We start from the raw sequence: 24,977 nt of genomic DNA on the forward strand, positions 1-24,977 counted from the left end.
GCCCTCGGCATTCGTGGTGCTGGACCGCATTCCGCTGACCGTCAACGGCAAATTGGACCGCCGCGCCCTGCCCGCCCCCGCGGTGCAGTCGCGCGCCTTCCGCGCCGCGGAGACCCCGGTGCAGGAGATCGTGGCCGCGGTCTTCGCCGAGGTGCTCGACGTGGAACGGGTCGGGCTCGACGACGACTTCTTCGAGCTCGGCGGCAACTCGCTCATCGCCACCCGCGTCGTCTCCCGCGTCGGGGCGGCGCTGGGGACGACGGTGGGTGTGCGCGCGCTGTTCGAGGCCTCGACCGTGGAGTCGCTGGCCGCACGGCTGGAAACCCACACCGGCGGCGAGGCGCGCCCGCGCCTGATCGCGCGTCCGCGCGCCGCCGCGGAACCGGTGCCGCTGTCGTTCGCGCAGCAGCGCATGTGGTTCCTGAACCAGTACGACACCTCCTCGGCGGCCTACAACCTGCCGCTGGTGGTCCGGCTGTCCGGTGAACTCGACACGGCCGCACTGGAATTGGCCGTCTTCGACGTGGTGCGCCGGCACGAGTCGCTGCGCACTCGCTATCCGGAGCACGGCGGCACGCCGATGCAGCTGGTGGTGCCGGCCGAGCAGATCGTGCTGGATCTGCGCGCCTACCCGGTCTCGGACGCCGATCTGACCACCGCGGTGACGGATTTCGCCTCCGCGGGATTCGATGTCGCCGAACAGGTTCCGCTGCGCGCCCGGCTGTTCCAGGTGCACAGCGACGAACACGTGCTGGTCGTGGTCGTGCACCATATCGCCGCGGACGGGTTCTCGATGACCCCGCTGGCGCGCGACGTGATGACCGCCTACACCGCCCGCACGCAGGGCAGCGCCCCCGGCTGGGCGCCGCTCGAGGTGCAGTACGCCGATTTCGCGATCTGGCAGCGCGAGGTGCTGGGCTCGGAGGACGATCCGCAGTCGCTGCTGGCCCGCCAGGTCGACTACTGGCAGCGCTCGCTGTCCGGAATTCCGGAAGAGCTGGCCCTGCCCGCCGACCGTCCGCGCCCGGCGATCGCCTCGCTGCGCGGCGCCGAACTGCATCGCACCCTGACGCCGGAACTCATCAGCGCGCTGGAAGGCGTTGCGCGCGAACAGGGTTCGTCGCTGTTCATGGTGATGCACGCGGCCCTGGCGGTGCTGCTGGGACATCTGTCGGGCACCGACGACATCGCCGTCGGCACCCCGATCGCCGGCCGCGGTGAGGCCGCGCTCGACGATCTGGTCGGCATGTTCGTCAACACCCTGGTGTTGCGGACAGGCATCGACCCCGACGAGTCGTTCACCGGACTGCTGGAGCGGGTCCGCCACACCGACCTCGAGGCCTTCGGCAATGCCGACGTGCCGTTCGAGCGGCTGGTGGAACTGCTGGCGCCGGAGCGCTCGCAGGCCCGCAACCCGCTGTTCCAGGTGATGCTGGCCTTCCAGAACCTCGACCGCGCGAGCCTCGAGCTGCCGGGCCTGACCGTGTCCACGGTCGAGCGGGAGGAGAACATCGCCCGCTTCGACCTGCAGTTCACGCTGTCGGAACGGGTCGGCGACGCCGACGGCGCGGCCGCCAACGGCATGGCGTTGAACCTCGTCTACGCCACCGATCTGTTCGACGAGCAGACCGCCTCCGAGATCGCCGATCGCTGGATCCGGGTGCTGCGCGCGGTCGCCACCGATCCGCGCATCGCCGTCGGCGCGGTCGACATCCTCGAGGCCTCCGAGCGCGCCGACCTGCTCGCGCGCACGGGCGGTCCGGCGGTCGCGGCGTCGACCCTGCCGCAGATGCTGGCCGAGGCCGCGACGCGCGACCCGCAGGCTCCCGCGGTGATCGCCGACGGGCGCACCCTCACCTACCGCGAACTCGACGAGCGGTCGAATCGCCTGGCGCGCTTGCTGATCGAGCGCGGGATCGGGACCGAGGACTTGGTCGCGGTGGCCGTGCCGCGCTCGGCCGAGAGCTATCTGGCCGAATGGGCGGTGACCAAGTCGGGTGCGGCGTTCGTGCCGATCGACCCCGCGTACCCGGCCGACCGCATCGATCACATGGTCACCGATTCGGGTTCGCCCGTCGGCCTGACCGTGGCCGCGGTGCGCGACGATCTGCCGGAGTCGGTGGACTGGCTGGTTCTCGACGAGATCGAACTCGACGGCTACGACGCCGCCGCGATCACCGACGCCGACCGGGTCCGCCCGCTGCGCGTCGACCATCCGGCCTACGTCATCTACACCTCCGGTTCCACCGGTGTGCCCAAGGGCGTGGTGGTCACCCATGCCGGTCTGGCGAACTTCCGCGCCGAGCAGAACGAGCGCTACCGGCTCGACTCCGATTCGCGCGCACTGCATTTCGCCTCGCCCAGCTTCGACGCCTCGATCCTGGAATTCCTGCTCGCCGTCGGTGCGGGCGGTGCGCTGGTCGTGGTGCCGCCGGGTACCTACGGCGGCAGCGAACTCGGTGAGCTGATCGCCCGCGAGGGCGTCACCCACGCCCTGATCACCCCGTCGGTGCTGGCCACCCTCGATCCCGCCGATCTGGCCGGGATGCGGGTCGTCATCGCCGGTGGTGAGGCGGTCACCGCCGAACAGGTCGCCAAGTGGTCGGTGACCCCCGACGGGTCGCCGCGCCGGTTCCACAACGCCTACGGTCCGACCGAGGCGACCATCGCCACCAACATCAGCGATCCGCTGGCCGCGGGCGATCCGGTCACCATCGGCGGTCCGATCCGCGGTATGCAGTCGCTGGTCCTCGACGCCCGGTTGCGGCCGGTTCCGGTGGGTGTCGCGGGTGAGCTGTATCTGTCCGGTGTGCAGCTGGCCCGCGGCTATCACGCGCGGGCGAGCCTGACCGCCGAGCGCTTCGTGGCCAACCCCTACGAGCCCGGACAGCGGATGTACCGCACCGGTGACGTGGTGCGGTGGAACCACACGGGTGAGGTCGAATACGTCGGCCGCTCCGACTTCCAGGTCAAGGTGCGCGGCTTCCGCATCGAACTCGGCGAGATCGACGCGGCGCTCACCGCCCACGACGCCGTGGATTTCGCGGTGACCGTGGGCCACACCCGCGGCGCGGGCGCCACCTCGCTGGTGTCGTATGTCGTCGCGGTCCCGGGTGAGCCGATCGATGTCGCCGATGTGACGGCCCATCTGGAACAGCGGCTGCCCGGCTACATGGTGCCCTCGTCGATCATGGTCATCGACCGGGTGCCGCTGACCCCGGCCGGCAAGCTGGATCGCAAGGCGCTGCCGGAGCCGGAGTTCGCCACCGATACCGCCTTCCGCGCCCCGCGGACACCGGTCGAGCAGGCCATCGCCGAGGTGTTCGCCGAGGTGCTGGGCATCGAGCGCGTCGGCATCGACGATTCGTTCTTCGCACTGGGTGGTGACTCGATCGTCTCCATTCAGCTGGTGTCGCGGGCCAAGGCGCGCGGTGTGGTGTTCAGCCCGCGCGACGTGTTCGAACAGCGCACCGTGTCCGGACTGGCGATGGTCGCCGAATCCGCTGCCGGACAGGGTGATTCGGTGCCTGTGCTGGCCGAGCTGCCGGGTGGCGGCGTCGGCACCATGCCGCTGACTCCGGTGGCCCGGTTCATGGTGGAGCGGTCCGGTTCGTTCGGCCGGTTCCATCAGGCGCTGGCCCTGGAACTGCCGATCGGCATCGACCGGGCCGGATTGCTCGCCACCGTCGCCGCCGTCGTGGACCGCCACGACATGCTGCGGGCGCGGCTGCGCCGGCACGCGGGTGCGGAATGGATCGTGGAGACCGCCGCGCCGGGCACCGTCGATATCGCATCACTGCTCGATCGCACCGAGTTCGACCCCGCCGCAACCGATTCGGAGCTGTTCGAGATCGCGACCGCGGCCCTGGACGCGAGCCTGGACCGGCTCGATCCGGAGGCCGGCGTGGTCGTGCGCTTCGCCTGGCTGGAGCCCTCGGCCGCCGACCGGACCGGACGCCTGATCGTGGTCGCCCACCACCTCGTCATCGACGGTGTGTCCTGGCGCATCCTGGTGCCCGACTTCGTCACCGCCTGGGGACAGCTCTCGGCCGGACAGACGCCGGAGCTGGCCGCACCGCCGACCAGCATGCGCACCTGGTCGCATGCGCTCGAGCGGGCGGCCGCCGAGCGCGACGACGAACTCGACTGGTGGCGTGCGGTCGTCGACGGTCCGGATCCGCTGCTCACCGAGCGGCCGTTCGATCCCGCCGTCGATGTGGCCGGGGTCGCGGGCAAGGTCGAGGTGGAGGTCTCGCCCGAGGTCACCAAGGCCCTGCTGACCGCCGTGCCGGCGCTCTACCACGGTGGAATCAACGACGGCCTGCTGGCCGCGCTGGTGCTGGCCGTCGCGAAATGGCGTGCCGCGCACGCCGGTTCGGACGAGCGGGCCGACAGTGCGCTGGTGCGCCTCGAGGGCCACGGCCGCGAAGAGGACGTCGTCCCGGGCGCGGATCTGTCCCGCACGGTCGGCTGGTTCACCGCGATCTTCCCGGTCCGCTTCGACCTGTCGGGTCTCGACATCGACGCGGCGCTGACCGGTGGCCCGGCGATGGGCCGGGTCGTGAAGGCGGTCAAGGAACAGCTGCTGGCCGTGCCCGACAAGGGCCTCGGCTACGGCATGCTGCGCTACCTGAACCCGCGCACCGCCGACCGGCTGCCCGAGCAGATGCCGGGCCAGGTGAGCTTCAACTATCTGGGCCGGGTCTCCGACAACGCGGTGCCCGAGGCGCTGCGCGGCTTCGGCTGGATTCCCGCCCCGGAACTCGGCGAACTGGCCGGCGACTACGACGCCGATATGCCGGCGATGGCACCGCTGGACATCAACGCCATCGTGGTCGGCGACCGGCTGACCGCGCGGATCGGCTATCCGACCACGCTGCTCGACGCCGACGCCATACGCGAATTCGGCGAACTCTGGACGCGGGCGCTGGAAGCCGTTGCGCGGCACGCGGAATCGGCCGGTGCGGGTGGGCACACCCCGTCGGACTTCCCGCTGGTGCGCGTCGGCCAGAGCGATATCGACGGCTGGGAGCGGCGCTTCGGCGAGATCTCGCAGGTGTGGCCGCTGTCCTCGCTGCAGGCCGGTCTGCTGTTCCACGCCGAACTGGCCGCCGCCTCCGTCGACGTCTACACCGGTCAGGCCGTCCTCGACCTCACCGGCCGCGTCGATCCGGCCCGGTTGCGCAGTGCCGCACAGGCTCTGATCGATCGGTACGAGACGCTGCGCACGGCCTTCGTCACCGACGCACAGGGCCATCCGGTGCAGGTCGTGCTGGACGGCGTGCGGGCGACCTGGGCCGAACACGACCGCCGCGAGACCGGCGAGGCCGCCGATCTGATCGAGGCCGACCGGACCCGCCGCTTCGACCTGGCCGCGCCGCCGCTGATCCGGTTCACCCTGATCCGGGTGGCCGAGCAGCGCTGGTCGCTGGTCGTCTCGAACCACCACATCCTGCTCGACGGCTGGTCGATGCCGCTGCTCATGCGGGATCTGCTGGTGCTCTACGCCACGCACGCCGACTCCGGCGCGCTGCCGGCGGTGCGCTCCTACCGGCACTTCCTGGAATGGGTTGCCCAGCAGGATCATTCGGGCTCGCTGGCGGCATGGACCGATGCCCTCGACGGCATCTCCGAACCGACCCTGCTGGCGCGCCCCGACGCCGGTCGCGAGATCACGGCGCTGTCGGACGAGTACGTCTTCGAACTCGACTCCGCGCAGACCGCGCGGCTGACCGAATTCGCCGCGCGCCTCGGCGTCACGGCCAACACGGTGCTGCAGACGGCCTGGGGCATCGTGCTGGGTCGCATGACCGGCCGCGACGACGTGGTGTTCGGCACCACCGTCTCGGGCCGCCCGCCGGAGCTGGCCGGGGTCGAATCCATGGTCGGCCTGTTCATCAACACCGTGCCGGTGCGGGTGCGCCTGGATGCCGCCGAATCCGCCGAGCAGCTGCTCACCCGGGTGCAGGGCGAGCAGGCGGATCTGCTCGACCACCACTACCTCGGCCTGGCCGATATCCAGGACGCGATCGGCGTCGGCGGGCTGTTCGACACCCTGGTGGTGTTCGAGTCCTATCCGGTGGATGCCGAGGGCATTCAGCGTCAGGCCGCCGATATCGACGGTATGGCGGTGGCCGGACTCGAGGCCACCGACGCCACCCACTATCCGCTGAGCCTGATCGCCTCGCTGGGTTCCACGCTCCGGATCCGGGCCGGTTATCTGCGCGATCTGTTCGACGAGAACGCGGTGCGCCGCATCGCCGACCGGCTGCTGCGGGTGCTCACCACCATCGTGGGCGAGCCCGCGATCGGCGCCGGCGATATCGAACTGCTCGAGCCCGCCGAACGCGAACTCGTGGTGTCGCAATGGAATTCGACCGACCACGAGGTCGACGGCTCGGCCACCCTGGTCTCGCTGTTCGAGGCGCAGGTGGAGCGCACGCCCGACGCCACCGCGGTGAGCTTCGAGGGGACAGGTCTGTCCTACGCCGACTTCGCGGCCCGGGTGCACGCACTGGCCCGCTGGCTGATCGAGCGCGGCGTCGGCCCGGACACCTTCGTGGCACTCGGTATGCGGCGTTCGCTCGACTTGGTGGTCGGCATGTACGCCGTGACCGCCGCCGGTGGCGCCTACGTGCCGCTGGATCCGGACCATCCGGCCGAGCGCACCGAATACATCCTGGCCACCGCGGACCCGGTCTGCGTGCTGACCTCCGGCGACGACCTCGAGATCGACACCGCGCAGGTGCGCATCGATCTGCTGGACCTGTCGGGCTACTCGATCGACCCGATCGCCGACGCCGAGCGCCGCGGCCCGCTGCGCCCGGCCAACACCGCGTACGTGATCTTCACCTCCGGTTCCACCGGCCGCCCCAAAGGCGTCGCGGTGCCGCACGCGGCGATCGTCAACCGGCTGGCGTGGATGCAGGCCGAATACGGTCTCACGCCCGCCGACGTGGTGCTGCAGAAGACGCCCGCGACCTTCGACGTGTCGGTGTGGGAGTTCTTCTGGCCCTTGCAGATCGGCGCGCGGCTGGTGGTGGCCCGGCCCGACGGCCATCGCGATCCGGCCTACCTGGCCGAGGTGATCGTCGGCGAAGGCGTCACCGTCACGCACTTCGTGCCGTCGATGCTGGCGGTCTTCGTCGCCGAGGCGGCGGCCGCGCAATGCACCACCCTGCGCCTGGTGTTCGCCTCCGGCGAGGCGCTGGCGCCCAAGTCGGCGCAGCGTCTGCGCGAGCTCACCGGCGCCGCGCTGCACAACCTGTACGGCCCCACCGAGGCCGCGGTCGACGTCACCTATCACGAGGTGACCGATGCCGATGTCGATTCCGTGCCGATCGGCCGCCCGGTCTTCAATACCCGTGTCTACGTGCTGGATTCGCGCCTGCGGCCGGTTCCGGTGGGTGTCGCGGGTGAGCTGTATCTGGCGGGCGCCCAGCTCGCGCACGGCTATGTGACGCGTCCGGATCTGACTTCGGACCGGTTCGTGGCCAACCCGTTCGCTGTGTCGGATGGGGGCACTCCCGAGGGCCCTGCGGGGTCACGCTCCGCTACCGCCTCCGGGCCCGCCGGTCGTGCTCCGGCCGGCGAGCGGATGTACCGCACCGGTGACCTGGTGGCCTGGAACGAACAGGGAGAACTGGATTACCTGGGCCGCACCGACTTCCAGGTGAAGTTGCGCGGCCTGCGCATCGAGCTCGGCGAGATCGAGACGGCGCTGACCGGGCTCGACGAGATCGACCGGGCCGTCGTCGTGGTCCGCGGCGACCAGCACACCGGTGACCAGCTGGTGGCGTATGTCGTTGCCACGCCGGGACTTCCGGTCGACGCCGAAGCGGTGCGCGAGGAACTGGGCCGGCAGCTGCCGGGCTACATGGTGCCCGCGCTGGTGATGGTGCTCGACGAATTCCCGCTCAACGCGTCCGGCAAGCTGGACCGCAAGGCGCTGCCCGCCCCGGTGTTCGAGGCGGCGGTGTTCCGCGCCCCGGTCACCCCGGTGGAGCAGATCGTCGCGGGCACCTTCGCCGAGGTGCTCGGCGTGGACCGGGTCGGCCTGGACGACGACTTCTTCGCCCTCGGCGGCAACTCGCTGATCGCCACCCAGGTGGCGGCCCGGTTGTCCTCGGCCCTGGACACCCAGCTGGGTGTGCGCGAGATCTTCGAGGCCTCCACCGTCGCCGGCCTGGCGGCGCGGGCCGAAACCCGTTCCGGCGCCGGTGGTCGCGCGACGCTGGTGCCGCAGCACCGGCCCGAGCTGGTGCCGCTGTCGCTGGCGCAGCAACGGATGTGGTTCCTCAACCGCTTCGATCCCGAATCCGCGGTGGACAACATCCCGGCCGCGGTGCGGCTGTCGGGCCTGCTGGACCGGCAGGCACTGCAGATCGCGGTCGCCGATGTGCTGGCGCGCCACGAATCGCTGCGCACCCGCTACCCCGAGGTGGACGGGACCGCGTACCAGGAGATCGTGCCGACCTCGAAGGTCATCCCCGATCTCACTCCGATCGACGTCACCGAAGCCGAACTGCCGCAACGGATTTCGGAGCTGGTCGGCACCGGCTTCGATGTCACCGTCGAGGTGCCGTTCCGGGCCCGGCTGTTCGAGGTCAGCCCGACCGAACACGTGCTGGCCCTGGTGGTGCACCACATCTCCGCCGACGGCTTCTCGATGGGCCCGCTGACCCGCGACGTGATGACCGCCTACGGTGCGCGCGTCGAGGGCGGCGAACCGGCCTGGGCGCCGCTGCCGGTGCAGTACGCCGACTTCGCGCTCTGGCAGCGCGAGGTGCTCGGCCGCGAGGACGATCCCCAATCGGTGATCGCCGACCAGATCGACTACTGGCGCGACGCGCTGCGCGGACTGCCCGAACAGCTCGATCTGCCCGCCGACCGGCCGCGTCCGGCGGTCGCCTCCGGCCGCGGCGCGACGCACACCTTCCACATCGACACCGACGTGCACGCCCGCCTCGCCGAACTGGCCCGCACCCGCGGGGCGACCATGTTCATGGTCACCCACGCGGCGCTGGCACTGGTGCTGTCGCGGCTGAGCGGGGAGGCCGATATCGCCATCGGCACGCCGGTGGCCGGCCGCGGTGAGCGCGCGCTCGACGATCTGATCGGCATGTTCGTCAACACCCTGGTGTTGCGGACCGAGATCGATGGCGGTGCGAGCTTCACCGATCTGCTGCAGTCGGTGCGCAGCACCGACATCGCCGCCTTCGGGCATGCGGATCTGCCGTTCGAGCGGCTGGTGGAGATTTTGAACCCGGCGCGTTCGCAGGCGCGTCATCCGCTGTTCCAGGTGATGCTGTCGTTCCAGAACACCGGCCGCAGCGCCCTGGAACTGCCGGGACTGACGGTCAGTGGTGTGGAACTGCCGATCGATACCGCGAAGTTCGATCTGCAGCTGGTGCTCACCGAGGAGACCGCCGAGACGGCCGACGGCACCACCGCGGCGGGCGGTATCAGTGCCGAATTCGTCTACGCCACCGACCTTTTCGACGACGAGACGATCGCCGGCTTCGCCGATCGCCTGGTGCGGGTGCTGACCGCCGTGGTCGCCGAACCGGCGGCCCGGGTGGGCGACATCGATCTGCTCGCTCCCGCCGAGGCGGCGCGCGAACTGCGTGGCTGGAACAACACGGCACGTCATCTGCCGGTGCGCCGTGAAGGCGCCACCACCCTGCTGGCCGATTTCCACGCCCAGGTCGAACAGACCCCCGGCGCGGTCGCGGTGGTCGACCCCGAGGCCGGCGTCACGCTGACCTACGCCGAATTCGCGGCGCGGGCCCAGCGACTCGGCCGGTATCTGGTCGAGGCCGGTGTGGGCCCGGATACCCGGGTGGCATTGGGCATGCGGCGTTCGCTCGACCTCGTGGTGGCCGCCTACGCGGTGCTGGAGGCCGGTGGCGCCTACGTGCCGCTGGATCTGGAACAGCCGGGTGAGCGCATTCGCTACGTGGTCGACACCGCCGCACCGATCGCCGTGCTCACCACAGCACGCGACGGCGCGGACATCGACCGCGCGCTCGAGGGTGCGGCGACCGCCGTGCGCATCGACGAGCTGGATCTGTCCGGCTACGCCGACGGCGAACTCGACGACACCGAACGGCGTGCCCCGCTGCGGCCGGAGCACCTCGCCTACGTGATCTTCACCTCCGGTTCCACCGGACGGCCGAAGGGTGTGGCGGTCTCGCAGGCCGCGGTGGTGAACCAGATTCGCTGGATCACCACCGAATACGGCATCGGCGCGGGTGAGGTGGTGCTGTTCAAGACGCCGCCGACCTTCGACGTGTCGGTGTGGGAGCTGTTCGGCGCGACCGCCACGGGCGCGCGCCTGGTGATCGCCGCGCCGGACGGCCATCGCGATCCCGGCTATCTCGCCGAGGTGATCGCGGCCCAGCAGGTCACGATGACCTCGTTCGTGCCGTCGATGCTGTCGGTGTTCTCCGACAGCGTGCACGCCGGGACCGCCGCCGAGGTGTCCTCGCTGCGCACCCTGCTCATCGCGGGTGAGGCGTTCACCGCCGACGCCGCGCAGGCCTACCGCCGCATCGGCACCGCCGAACTGCACAACCTGTACGGCCCCACCGAGTTCACCGTGCACGCCACCGCCATGCCGGTCGCCGCGGATATCGCGGGAGCCGTGCCGATCGGCCTGCCGGTGTGGAACGCACAGGCCTACATCCTGGACGCGCGGCTGCATCCGGTTCCGGCCGGCGTCGCCGGTGAGCTGTATCTGGCCGGCGCTCAGCTGGCGCGCGGCTACTTCGGCCGCACCGACCTGACCGCGGACCGCTTCGTCGCGAATCCGTTCGGCGGCAGCGGTTCCCGCATGTACCGCACCGGTGACCTGGTGCGCCGCGGCGCCGACGGGGCCATCGAATATCTGGGCCGCACCGACTTCCAGGTGAAGTTGCGCGGTCTGCGCATCGAGCTCGGCGAGATCGAATCCGCGCTCACCGCACAGGATTCGGTCGCGCAGGCGGTGGCCGTGGTGCGCTCCGACGAGCGGATCGGCGAGCAGCTGGTCGGCTATGTCGTGCCCGCTGCCGGCGCCGGAGAACTCGATCTCGACGCGATCCGCGCGCAACTGGCGGCGCGGCTGCCCTCCTATATGGTTCCGGCCGCGATCGTCGTGCTCGACGCCCTGCCGCTGAGCGCGAACGGCAAGCTGGACCGGCGCGCGCTGCCCGCACCGGAATTCGAGGCACGGGAATTCCGCGCCCCGACCACACCGGTCGAGGAGATCGTCGCCGCCACCATCGCCGAGGTGCTGGGCATCGACACCGAGGCCCGGCCGGTCGGTCTCGACGACGACTTCTTCGAACTGGGCGGCAATTCGCTGATCGCCACCCAGGTGGTGGCCCGCCTGGGCCAGGCGCTGAATACCCGCATCCCGGTGCGGACGCTGTTCGAGGCGCCGACCGTGGCGGCGCTCGCCGCCCGGCTGGAGACCCACGCCGGGTCCGGTGGCCGCCGCGCCCTGGTGGCGGGACCGCGACCGGAGGAGATTCCGCTCTCGCTGGCACAGCAGCGGATGTGGTTCCTCAACCGCTTCGACACCGCCAGCGCGGTCAACAACATCCCGATGGCGGTCCGGCTCACCGGCGCGCTCGACGTCGACGCCCTGCGCGAGGCCGTCGCGGATGTGATCGAACGCCACGAGGTGCTGCGCACGGTCTACCCGGAAACCTCCGAGGGCCAGGGCGTGCAGGTGATCCTGCCCGCCGACCGCGACGCGGTGGAACTGGACGCCGAACCGGTGACCGAGGCGCAACTGCCCGAGCGGGTGCGCGAACTGGTCCTCACCGGCTTCGACGTCACCGCCGCGGTTCCGGTGCGCGCCAAGCTGTTCCGCGTCGAACATGCGAGCGGCAACGGCGCGGGTGAACCGGCGCCGGACTACGTGCTGGTCTTCGTCGTCCACCACATCTCCGGTGACGGCTGGTCGGTGCGGCCGCTGGCCCGCGATGTGATGCTCGCCTACGCGGCGCGCTCGCAGGGCGCCGCGCCGGGCTGGGCGCCGCTGCCGGTGCAGTACGCCGATTACGCCCTGTGGCAGCGCGAAACGCTCGGTTCCGAGGACGATCCGGAATCGTTGATCGCCCAGCAGGTGTCGTACTGGTCGCAGCATCTGGCCGGTCTGCCAGACCAGCTGGATCTGCCCACCGACCGTCCGCGACCCGCGGTCGCCACGTATCGCGGTGGCGTGCACGAATTCTCGCTCGACGCCGAGTTGGTACACCGGCTCAACGCGCTGGCCCGCACCCACGGCGCCAGCCTGTTCATGGTCACGCACGCGGCCTTCGCGGCACTGCTGGCGCGGTTGTCCGGCAGTGACGATCTGGCCATCGGCACCGCGGTCGCGGGCCGTGGCGAGGCCGCGCTCGACGATGCCATCGGCATGTTCGTCAACACGCTGGTGCTGCGCAGCAGTGTCGATCCGGCGATGTCGTTCACCGAATTGCTCGCGCGCACCAAGGAATCCGATCTCGCCGCGTTCGGACATGCGGATCTGCCGTTCGAGCGGCTGGTGGAGATTCTGAACCCGGCGCGTTCGCAGGCGCGGCATCCGCTGTTCCAGGTGATGCTGTCGTTCCAGAACACCGGCGAGGCCTCGTTCGCGCTGCCGGATCTGGAGGTCAGCGGCCTGCCACTGGATGTGCTGACCGCGAAATTCGATCTGCACCTGAACCTCACCGAGCGCTTCGCCGCCGACGGTTCCGCCGAAGGCATGTCGGCCGAATTGGCCTACGCCACCGACATGTTCGATGCTCGGACGGTCGCGGCCTTCGCCGATCGCCTGGTCCGGATGCTGGACGCGGTGACCGCGGACCCCGCCGCCGCGCTCGGCGATATCGACCTGCTCGACACCGTCGAGCGGCGCACCATCGTCGACAACTGGAACGCCACCGCCTACGACGTCGACCGCGTCGTTCTCGGCCGGGCGGCCGGTACCGTCGCGCTGACGCTGGCCTCGATGTTCGATCGGCAGGTCGAACTCGATCCCGACGAGCCGGCGCTGACGTTCGAGGGGACAACTCTGTCCTACGGCGAGTTGGCGGCCCGGGTGAACCGGCTCGCCCGCTACCTGATCGAGCAGGGCGTGGGCCCGGATTCGCTGGTGGCGCTGCATATGCGGCGTTCGCTGGAACTGGTGATCGGCATGTACGCGGTGACGGTCGCGGGCGGCGGCTATGTGCCGCTGGACCCCGACCATCCGGCCGAGCGCACCGAATACGTGCTGGCGACCGCGAACCCGGTCTGCGTGCTGACCACCGCGGACAGCCCGCTCGCGGCGCGGCCGGACGTACCGGTCGTCGCGATCGACGGTCTGGAGTTGACCGAGTACGCCGACGATCCGGTGGCCGATGCCGACCGCATCGCCCCGCTGCGTCCCGCGAACACCGCCTACGTGATCTTCACCTCCGGTTCCACCGGGCGGCCGAAGGGCGTGGCCGTCAGCCATGCCGCGATCGTGAACCGCCTGGCCTGGATGCAGGACGAGTACGACCTCTACCTCGACGATGTCGTGCTGCAGAAGACGCCCGCCACCTTCGACGTGTCGGTGTGGGAGTTCTTCTGGCCGCTGCAGGTCGGTGCGCGCCTGGTCGTCGCCAAGCCCGACGGCCACCGCGATCCGGCCTATCTGGCGGAACTGATCGACGCCGAGCGCATCACCACCGTGCACTTCGTGCCGTCGATGCTGTCGGTCTTCGTCGCCGCGCTGGACGCCTCCGGCGCCGACTGCACCACGCTGCGCCGGGTCTTCGCCTCGGGTGAGGCGCTGCCGGCGGTCACCGCCCAGCGCCTGATCGAGCTGACCGGCTCCCGGCTGCACAACCTCTACGGCCCGACCGAGGCCGCCGTCGACGTCACCTATCACGAGGTGACCGAGGCCGACACGGTCGCGGTGCCGATCGGCCGTCCGGTCTGGAACACCCGTGTCTACGTGCTGGATTCGCGGCTGCACCCGGTCGCGACCGGCGTCGCGGGTGAGCTGTACCTGGCCGGTGATCAGCTGGCCCGCGGCTATGTCGCGCGCGCCGATCTGACCTCGGATCGGTTCGTGGCCAACCCGTTCGGCGACGGTGAGCGGATGTACCGCACCGGTGACCTGGTGCGCTGGAGTGCCGGCGGCGAACTGGAGTACCTGGGCCGCACCGACTTCCAGGTGAAGTTGCGCGGTCTGCGCATCGAGCTCGGCGAGATCGAATCGGCACTGGTGGCGGTCGACGCCGTCGCGCAGGCCGTGGTGGTCGTGCGCTCCGACGACCGGCTCGGCGATCAGCTGGTCGCCTACGTGGTGCCCGCGACCGGCGCCGTCGTCGACCCCGACGCGGTGCGCACCGAACTCGGCGAGGCGCTGCCCGGCTACATGGTGCCCTCGGCCTTCGTGGTGCTGGACGCCTTCCCGCTCAACGCCTCCGGGAAGCTCGACCGCAAGGCGCTGCCGGCGCCGGTGTTCGAGGCCCGGCAGTTCCGCGCCCCGGCCACCCCGATCGAGGAGATCGTGGCCGGCACGTTCAGCGATGTGCTGGGTGTGCCCCGGGTCGGTCTCGACGACGACTTCTTCGAACTGGGCGGCAACTCGCTGATCGCCACCCAGGTGACCGCGCGCCTGGGCGCCGCGCTCGACACCCAGCTGGCGGTGCGCGACCTGTTCGAGGCGTCGACCGTCGCCGCCCTGGCCGCGCGCCTGGAGCAGGGCGCCGGATCCGGCCGGACGCGGCCGAAGCTGGTGGCCGGGCAACGGCCGCAACGGATTCCGCTCTCGCCGGCGCAGCAGCGCTACTGGTTCCTCAACCAGTTCGACACCACCACCTCCGCGGTGGACAACATTCCGCTCGCGGTGCGGCTGTCGGGCGCGCTCGATGTCGCGGCCATGGAACGCGCGCTCGGCGACGTCCTGGCCCGGCACGAGGTGCTGCGCACCACCTACCCGCGCTCGGCGGACGGCCCGCACCAGGTGATCCTGCCCGCGACCGAAACCGCGCCCCCGCTGGAGCCGGTGGCGGTGGCCGAGGACGAATTGCTCGACCGCATCATCGAATTCGCGATGACCACCTTCGACGTCACCGCCGAGGTGCCGCTGAAGGTCGCGCTGTTCCGGATCACCGGCGGGGACCAGTCGGCCGAGGAACACGTCCTCGCCTTCACCGTCCATCACGTCGCCGCCGACGGCTCCTCGATGGGACCGCTGGCCCGGGATCTGATGGCGGCCTACGCCGCACGCGTGCAGGGCGAGGCGCCGCAGTGGACGCCGCTGCCGGTGCAGTACGCCGACTACGCGCTGTGGCAGCGCGAGGTGCTCGGATCCGAGGAGGATCCGGAATCGATTGCCGCCCAGCAGGTCGCCTACTGGACCGCCGCCCTCGGCGGGCTGCCGGATCAGCTGGAACTGCCGACCGACCGCCCGCGTCCGCCGGCCCAGTCGTTCCAGGGCAAGGCGATTCGCTTCGAGATCGACCCGCAGCGCCACGCCCGCCTGCACGAGCTGGCGCGCGCCAACAACGCCTCGCTGTTCATGGTCGTGCACGCGGCGCTGGCCGTGCTGCTCTCGCGCCTGTCGGGCACCGACGACATCGCCGTCGGCACCCCGATCGCCGGGCGTGGCGAGCGCGAACTCGACGATCTGATCGGCATGTTCGTCAACACGCTGGTGTTCCGCACCCGCATCGACGGCAACGCGAGCTTCGCCGAATTGCTCGCCGATGTGCGCGAGCGCGACCTCGAGGCCTTCACCAACGCCGACGTGCCGTTCGAGCGGCTGGTCGAGGTGCTCAACCCGGTGCGGTCCACGGCGCGCAACCCGCTGTTCCAGGTGGGCCTGTCGTTCCAGAACCTGGCCGAGACCGCGCTGGAGCTGCCCGGTCTGTCGGTGAGCGCGGTGAATTTCGATTCCCAGCTGGCCAAGACCGATCTGCACGTGACGCTCTACGACCGCTACGCCGAGGACGGTTCGCCGGCCGAGATCATCACCGAATTCGGTTATGCCATCGACCTTTTCGACGAGTCGACGGTGCAGGGCTTCGCGGACCGGTTCGTCCGGGTCCTCGACGCCGTGATCGCGGACGTGTCCGGCCCGGTCGGTGATATCGACCTGCTCGATCCCGCGGAGAACGAGCGCATCCTGCGGCGGTGGAACGAGACCGCCCACCCGATCGACACCGAGGCGACCCTGGTGTCGCTGCTCGATGCGACCGTCGCCGCCGACCCGACCGCGGTCGCGCTGGTGGTCGACACCGAGGCCACCGGGACGGCGCAGCAGGTGCTGACCTACGGCGACCTCGACGCGCGGGTGAATCGCCTGACGCGCTATCTCGTCGAATGCGGGATCGGCACCGAGGACCGGGTGGCGCTGGCACTGGGCCGCTCGGTGGAGCTGATCGTCGCGATGTACGCGGTGGCCAAGGCCGGTGCGGCCTACGTGCCGATCGACCCGGGCCAGCCCGCCGAACGCATCGACTACATCCTCGAGACCGCGGCCCCCGCCTGTGTGCTGACCACCTCGGCCACCGTCGCGGCGACCGCCGACGAGGACGGGGAGAGCGCGCTGCGCTGGACTCCGCAGCGCCCGGTGATCGAACTCGACGGACTCGAACTCTCCGGTTATTCGGCGGCGCCGATCACCGCGGGGGAGCGGTTGCGGGAGCTCACCGCGGCCAACGCCGCGTACGTGATCTTCACCTCCGGCTCCACCGGCCGCCCCAAGGGCGTGGTGGTGTCGCACGGCGCGATCGTCAACCAGTTGCGCTGGGAGATCGGCGAATTCGGCCTCGGCACCGGTGATTCGGTGCTGCTCAAGACCGCGGCGACGTTCGACCTGTCGGTGTGGGAGTTCTGGACCGCCGCCGCCTGCGGTGGCCGCCTCGTGGTGGCCGCGCCCGAGGGGCATCGCGATCCGGCCTACCTCAACGAGCTGATGCTCGGGACCGCCGTCACCACGCTGCATGTGGTGCCGTCGATGCTGGACGCCCTGCTCACCGAGAGCGAAGGCATGCTCAGCTCGTCGCTGAAGCGGGTGCTCGCCATCGGTGAGGCGCTGCCGGCCGCGACCGCGCAGCGCTTCCTGGAGACCGCCGAGGCCGCGCTGTTCAACCTGTACGGCCCGACCGAGGCCGCGGTCTCGATCACCAGCCATCGCGTCACCACCGCCGACCGCCAGTCGGTGTCGATCGGCGCGCCGGAGTGGAACAGCCGGGTGTACGTGCTGGATTCGCGGCTGCGGCCCGTTCCGGTGGGTGTGCCGGGTGAGCTGTACCTGGCCGGTGCGCAGCTCGCGCGCGGCTACTTCGGGCGCGCGGATCTCACCGCGGACCGGTTCGTCGCCGATCCGTTCGGGGCGCCGGGCACGCGGATGTACCGCACCGGTGACCTGGTGGCATGGACCGACCGGGGTGAACTGGACTACCGGGGTCGCACCGACTTCCAGGTGAAGATCCGCGGGTTCCGTATCGAACTCGGCGAGATCGAGGCGGTGCTGCTGCGGCAGCCGGTCGTGACCGCGACCGCTGTTGTCGCGCACGCGGATCCGAATCTGGGCGATCGCCTGGTCGCCTACGTGGTCGGCGCCGCCGAACTGGACAAGCAGGCGCTGCAGGCCGCACTCGCCGAACAGCTGCCGTCCTACATGGTGCCGTCGGTGTTCATGCAGCTGGACGCGCTGCCGCTGAACGCCAACGGCAAACTGGACCGCGCCGCACTGCCCGAACCGGTCTTCGAGAAGGCCGTCTTCCGCGCGCCGGTGACCCCGATCGAACAGATCGTGGCCAATACCTTCGCCGATGTGCTGCGCAAGGAATCCGGCACGATGGGCCGCGACGACGACTTCTTCGCGTGGGGCGGCAACTCGCTGCTCGCCACACAGGTCGCCGCGCGCCTGGGCGAGGCGCTGAACACCCGGGTGCCGGTGCGCCTGCTGTTCGAGGCCTCCACGGTCGCCGCGCTCGCCACCCGCGTGGAGCACCATGCCGACGCCGGCGGCCGCCGCGCGCTGACCGCCGCGCCGCGACCGTCGCGGATCCCGCTGTCGCTGGCGCAGCAGCGGATGTGGTTCCTCAACCGCTTCGACACCGCCTCGGCCGCCTACAACGTGCCGATCGCGGTGCGGCTGAGCGGTGCGCTGGACGTCTCGGCGCTGCGGGCCGCGATGGCGGATCTGGTGGCGCGCCACGAGATTCTGCGGACCGTGTACCCGCAGACCGACCAGGGCCCGGTGCAGGTGATCCTGCCCGCGGCCCAGGCGATTCCGGAGCTCGAACTGCGCGTGGTCGATGCCGCCGCGGTCGAGTCCGAGGTGGTCGCGCTGATCAACACCAGCTTCGACGTCACCACCGAGGTGCCGGTACGGGTCGCGCTGTTCGAGGTCCGTCCCGACACCGAAACCGCAAGCGGCACCGCTGAATACGTGCTGGCCATGGTCGTGCACCACATCTCCGGCGACGGTTCGTCGGTGGGCCCGCTGACTCGCGATCTGATGACCGCCTACGCCGCCCGCGCGGCCGGGCTGGCGCCGAACTGGGCCCCGCTGGAGGTTCAGTACGCCGACTACAGCATCTGGCAGCGCGAACTGCTGGGCAGTGAGGACGATCCGGATTCGCTGGCCTCCAAGCAGGTCGCGTACTGGAAGCAGGCGCTGGCCGAGCTGCCCGATCAGCTCGATCTCCCATCGGACCGCCCGCGTCCGGCCGTACAGAGCTTCGCCGGCGGCAAGGTCGAGGTGCGCATCGATGCCGAACTGCATAGGGCGCTGATCGACCTGGCCCGCACCGAGGGCGCGACGCTGTTCATGGTCGTGCACACCGCGCTGGCGGTCCTGCTGTCGCGGCTGTCGGGCTCCGACGACATCGCCATCGGCACCCCGATGGCCGGTCGTGGCGAGGCCGTGCTCGACGATCTGATCGGCATGTTCGTCAACACCCTGGTGTTCCGGACCCAGGTCGACGCCGGTGCCGGCTTCACCGAACTGCTGGGACGGCAGCGCGATATCGACATCCAGGCCTTCGCCAACGCCGACGTGCCGTTCGAGCGGCTGGTCGAGGTGCTCAACCCGGTACGCTCCACCGCGCGGCATCCGCTGTTCCAGGTGGGTCTGTCGTTCCAGAACCTGGCGCAGGCCACGCTGGAGCTGCCGGGCCTGCGGGTCAGCGGACTGGACTTCGATACCCAGCTCTCGCAGTTCGACCTGCACCTGATCGCCACCGACCGCTACAGCGAGACCGGTGCGCCCGAGGGCATCACCGGATTCTTCACCTACGCGACCGACCTGTTCGACCACGACACGGTGGCGGGCTTCGTGGATCGGTTCGTGCGGATGCTGGGCGCGTTCGTGGCCGCACCGCATACCGCGGTCGGCGATATCGATCTGCTCGACGCCGCCGAACGCGGTGCGCTGATCTCCGTTCGCAACGCCACCGAGCACCCGGTGGACCGGTCGGCGACGCTGGCGTCGCTGCTGGACGCGACGGTCGAGACCTACTCCGAGCGCGACGCCCTGGTCGGCGCCGACGGCACCCGGGTGACCTACGCCGAACTCGACCGGCGGGTGAATGTGCTGGCACGGCACCTGATTTCGCTCGGTGTGGGACCGGAGTCGCGGGTCGCGCTGGCGATGCGCCGCTCGGTCGATCTGGTGCTCGCGATGTACGCGGTCACGGTGGCCGGCGGCGCCTATGTGCCGGTGGATCCGGATCAGCCGGCCGAACGCACCGGCTACATCCTCGACACCGCCGACGTGGTGTGTGTCCTCACCGATGCCGACGCCGGATTCGAGACCGATGTCGCACCGGTGGTCCGGGTCGACGACATCGACACCGCGGGTGACGATTCGCCGATCGAGGACGACGAGCGGGTCGCGCCGCTGCTGCCGCAGCACACCGCCTACGTCATCTTCACCTCCGGTTCCACCGGGCGGCCGAAGGGTGTGGCGGTTCCGCACGCCGCGGTGGTCAACCAGCTGCTGTGGAAGATCGCCGAATTCGGCCTGGGCGCCGAGGATTCGGTGCTGCTGAAGACCGCGGCCACCTTCGACCTGTCGGTCTGGGAGTTCTGGTCCGCGGCCGTCTCCGGTGGACGCCTGGTGATCGCGGCGCCGGACGGCCACCGCGATCCGGCCTACCTCAACGAGCTGATGGCCCGCGAAACGGTCACCACGCTGCACGTGGTGCCCTCTATGCTGGACGCGTTGCTCACCGAATCCGATGGGATGCTGACGAATTCGCTGCGTCGCGTGCTGGCGATCGGTGAGGCGCTGCCGGGTGCGACCGCGCAGCGGTTCCGCCGCGACAACGCCGCCGAACTGTTCAACCTGTACGGCCCGACCGAGGCCGCGGTCTCGATCACGAGCCATCGCGTCACCGCGGACGAACAGCAGTCGGTGTCGATCGGTGCGCCGGAGTGGAACAGCCAGGTCTACGTGCTGGATTCACGTCTGCACCCGGTGCCGGACGGCGTCTCCGGTGAGCTGTATCTGGCCGGTGCGCAGCTGGCCCGCGGCTACTTCGCGCGGCCGGATCTGACCGCGGACCGGTTCGTGGCCAACCCCTTCCAGCCGGGCGCCCGGATGTACCGCACCGGTGACCTGGTGAGCTGGAATGCCCGGGGCGAACTGGAATACCAGGGCCGCACCGACTTCCAGGTCAAGATCCGCGGCTTCCGCATCGAACTCGGCGAGATCGAGTCGGCGCTGCTCGGCCTGGACGAGGTCGCGCAGGTCGCGGTGCTGGCGAAGTCGGACCCGCGCATCGGCGACCGGCTGGTGGCGTATCTGGTCCCGGCCGGCGACAGCCTGGACATCGACGCGGTGAAGGCGGCGCTGAACGCGGCGCTGCCGTCGTACATGGTGCCCTCGGCCTTCGTCGAACTGGACGCGTTGCCGCTGAACATCAACGGCAAACTCGACCGGCGCGCACTGCCCGAACCGGAATTCGAGACCACCGCCTTCCGGGCGCCCTCGACGCCGATCGAAGAGGCGGTCGCCTCGGTGTACGCCGATGTGCTGTCGGTCGAGCGCGTCGGCGCCGACGACGACTTCTTCGCCCTCGGCGGTAACTCGCTGCTGGCCACTCAGGTCGCCGCGCGCCTCGGTGCGCTGCTCGACACCCGGGTGCCGGTGCGGGCGCTGTTCGAATCCTCGACGGTGGCCGGGCTGGCCGCCAAGGTCGAACAGCAGGCCGGTGCCGGCGGTCGCCCGCCGCTGACGGCGGGACCGCGCCCCGACCACATCCCGCTGTCGCTGGCGCAAAACCGCATGTGGTTCCTCAACCAGTTCGACACCACCTCGTCGGTGGACAACATCCCGGTAGCGATCCGGCTCTCCGGCGCGCTGGATGTGTCCGCGCTGCGCGAGGCGGTCGCCGATCTCATCGCACGCCACGAGATCCTGCGGACGGTCTACCCCGAGACCGCCGCCGGTCCGGTGCAGCGGGTGCTGTCGCCGGCCGAGGTGGCGATCGATCTCGAGCCGGTGCGGATCGAGGAGTCCGGCGTGGTCGAGGCCGTCACCGCCGCGGTGACGACCGGCTTCGACGTGACCACGCAGATTCCGTTCCACATCCGTCTGTTCCAGGTCACCGACACCGACTTCGTGCTGGTCTTCGTCGCGCACCACATCGCGGCCGACGGCTGGTCGATGGGCCCGCTGACCCGGGATCTGATGGTGGCCTACGCCTCGCGCGCCGAGGGTGCGGCACCGGCGTGGGCGCCGATGCCGGTGCAGTACGCCGACTTCAGCATCTGGCAGCGCAATCTGCTCGGCTCCGAGGACGATCCGGAGAGCCTGCTCAGCGCCCAGGCCGACTACTGGCGGCAGGCGCTGGCCGGAATTCCGGACGAGCTGAACCTGCCCGCGGACCGGCCGCGGCCGACCGTGCAGTCGTTCCAGGGCGGGCGGGTGCTGTTCCCGATCGGTACCGAGCTCTACGAGGGACTGCAGCGCACCGCGCGCGAGCAGAACGCGACGCTGTTCATGGTCGTGCACACCGCACTCGCACTGTTCCTGGCGCGGATGTCGGGGACCGACGACATCGCGATCGGCACCCCGATCGCGGGCCGCGGCGAGGCCGAACTCGACGATCTGATCGGCATGTTCGTCAACACGCTGGTGCTACGCACCCACGTGCGCGGCGAGCTGACCTTCGGTGAGCTGCTGAGCCACGCCAAGGACGCGGACCTGCAGGCCTTCGCGCACGCGGACATCCCGTTCGAGCGGTTGGTCGAACTGCTCAATCCGGAGCGCTCCACCGCGCGGCATCCGCTGTTCCAGGTGGCGCTGTCGTTCGAGAACCTGCCCGAGAGCACGTTCGAATTGCCCGGATTGCACGTCTCGGCGCTCGATTTCGACGTCGACACCGCGAAATTCGATCTGTCGCTGACGGTTCGCGAATCCGACGACGATCGCAACGGCATGTACGCCGAATTCTCCTACGCGCGTGACCTTTTCGACGACGCCACGGTGGAGGTCTTCGCGCAGCGGTTCACCCGCCTGCTCGAGGCGATCGTCGGGCAGCCGCAGACCCCGGTCGGCGATCTGTCGCTGCTGGCCGCCGAGGAGTACGAGCTGCTCACTCACGTCCACGGCGACGAGGTGATGGCCACCGGACTGCTGCCGGATCTGATGAGCCACGGCGTCCGGCTCGGCCGCGATCGAATCGCGGTGCGCTACAACGGTGAATCGATCACCTACGGCGAACTCGACGACCGGTCCTCGCGCCTGGCGCGGGTGCTGATCGAACGCGGTGTCGGACCCGAGCAACTGGTCGCGGTCTCCTTCCCGCGTTCCTACGAGATGGTGCTGGCCGTCCTGGCCGTCACCAAGGCCGGTGGCGCGCACGTGCCGGTGGATCCGAACTATCCCGAGGATCGGGTGCGGCATATGCTCACCGATTCCGGTGCGCTGCTGGGCATCACCGGTTCGGCGTATGTCGGCGACCTGCCCGGCGACGTGGAATGGCTGGTCCTCGACGACCCCGCGACCGACGAGCTGTGCGCCGCGCAGTCGGCGGCGCCGGTGACCGACGCCGATCGGCGCACTCCGTTGCAGATGGCGCATCCGGCCTATGTCATCTACACCTCGGGCTCGACCGGTAAGCCCAAGGGTGTCACCGTGACCCACGCCGGTCTCGGCGGCCTGGCGGATGTGGCGACGAGCCTGTACGGCCTGGAGCCGCAGCATCGGTTCCTGCACATCTGCTCGCCCAGCTTCGACCCGTCGGTGCTGGAGTGGGTGTGCGCGTTCTACATCGGCGCCACGCTGGTGATCACGCCGCCGCAGATCATCGGTGGCCCGGAGCTGGCGGAACTGCTGCGCACCGAGCAGGTCACCCACACCATCATCACGCCCGCGGTGCTGGGCACGATGGATCCGGCCGACCAGGAGCAGTTGCTGGTGACGTCGGTGGGTGGCGATGTGACCACGCCGGAACTGCTGGCGAAGTGGCAGCCGGGGCGCAAGTACTTCAACGCCTACGGTCCGACCGAGACGACGATCATCTCCTCGTACGCGCGGTTGTTCCCGGGCAACCACATCACCATTGGCACCCCGGTGCACGGTATGTCGGCGCTGGTGCTCGACGCCCGCATGAACCCGGTGCCGCCGGGGGTGGCCGGTGAGCTGTTCCTCTCCGGTGGTGCGGTGGCCCGCGGCTACCAGCATCGGCCGGGGCTGACCGCGGAGCGGTTCGTCGCCAACCCGTGGGGCGCGCCCGGAACCCGGATGTATCGCACGGGTGACGTGGTGCGGTGGTACGCCGAACCGGATGTGCGCGCCGGCAATATCGCTCGCCCGGAGGTGCCGTGGGAGCTGGATTACGTCGGCCGCACCGACTTCCAGGTGAAGATCCGCGGTTTCCGTATCGAACTCGGTGAGATCGACGCGGTGCTCGGCCGGCACCCGGATGTCGAATTCGCGATCACCATCGGCCGCGAAACCGCCGCCGGTGCAACGATTCTGGTGTCCTACGTGCTGGGTGTTCCGGGACGTGCGGTCGACCCCGCCGCCGTGACCGACCATGTGGCCGCGGTGCTGCCGCCGCATATGGTGCCCTCGGCGATCGTGGTCCTGGACGAGATTCCGCTGACCCCGGTCGGCAAGCTCGACCGCAAGGCGCTGCCGGAACCCCAGCTCGCGCCGCGCGAGTTCCGGGCGCCGACCAGTGCGCTCGAGGCGACCATCGCCGAGGTGTTCGCCGAGGTGCTGGGCGTCGAACAGGTCGGACTCGACGATTCGTTCTTCGCGCTCGGCGGTGACTCGATTCTGTCGATCCAGCTGGTCTCGCGGGCCAAGGCACGCGGTGTGCTCTTCACGCCGCGGCAGGTCTTCGAACGGCGCAGCGTGGCCGCGCTGGCGGAGATCGCCACCCGCGCGGGTGAGGCCGAGCAGCAGGTGCTCGCCGAACTGCCCGGTGGCGGTGTCGGCGAGATCCCGCTGACGCCGATCATGGCCTCGATCCTCGGCACCGGATCGTCGTATCAGCGGTTCTCGCAGGCCATGGCGCTGCGACTGCCCGACGACACCGACCGGGAGACGCTGGTCGCGACCGTCGCCGCGGTCGTCGATCACCACGATGTGCTGCGGACCCGCTTGCGGCGCAACGAGTCCGCCGCCGTGGACAGCCGGGACGGGTGGACCTTCGAGGCCCTGGAACAGGGCGCGATCGACGTCGATGCCCTGGTGCATCGGATCGACCTGCCCGGTGACATCTCCGACGCGGAACTGTCACGCCGGGCGAGCGTCGAATACGACGCCGCGCTGGGCCGCCTCGATCCGGCGAATGCGGTGATGACGCAGTTCCTGTGGTTCGCCTTCACCGGTGCCGGCTCATCCCGCCGGGACGTGCTCGTGATCGTCGCCCACCACTTCGTGGTCGACGGTGTGTCGTGGCGCATCCTCATCCCGGATCTCGCGGTGGCCTGGTCGCAGCTGAGGTCGGATCAGGCCGTGGCGCTGCCCGCGAACGGCACGTCCATGCGCCGCT

1 protein-coding gene (only partly in view) is annotated in these 24,977 nt (G+C 70.2%); it reads left to right on the top strand.

The whole window is internal to a non-ribosomal peptide synthase/polyketide synthase gene (locus ACPCUW_RS20070; protein ID WP_423426426.1) on the top strand: the coding sequence, 43,962 nt in all, runs 15,902 nt past the left edge and 3,083 nt past the right edge, and what appears here is coding positions 15,903–40,879, spanning codon 5,301 (partial) through codon 13,627 (partial); the first codon wholly inside the window starts at position 2. The start codon and the stop codon both lie outside this window.

Origin of the sequence: Nocardia sp. AB354 (genome assembly GCF_049538315.1) — a bacterium.
GTDB lineage: Bacteria > Actinomycetota > Actinomycetes > Mycobacteriales > Mycobacteriaceae > Nocardia > Nocardia nova.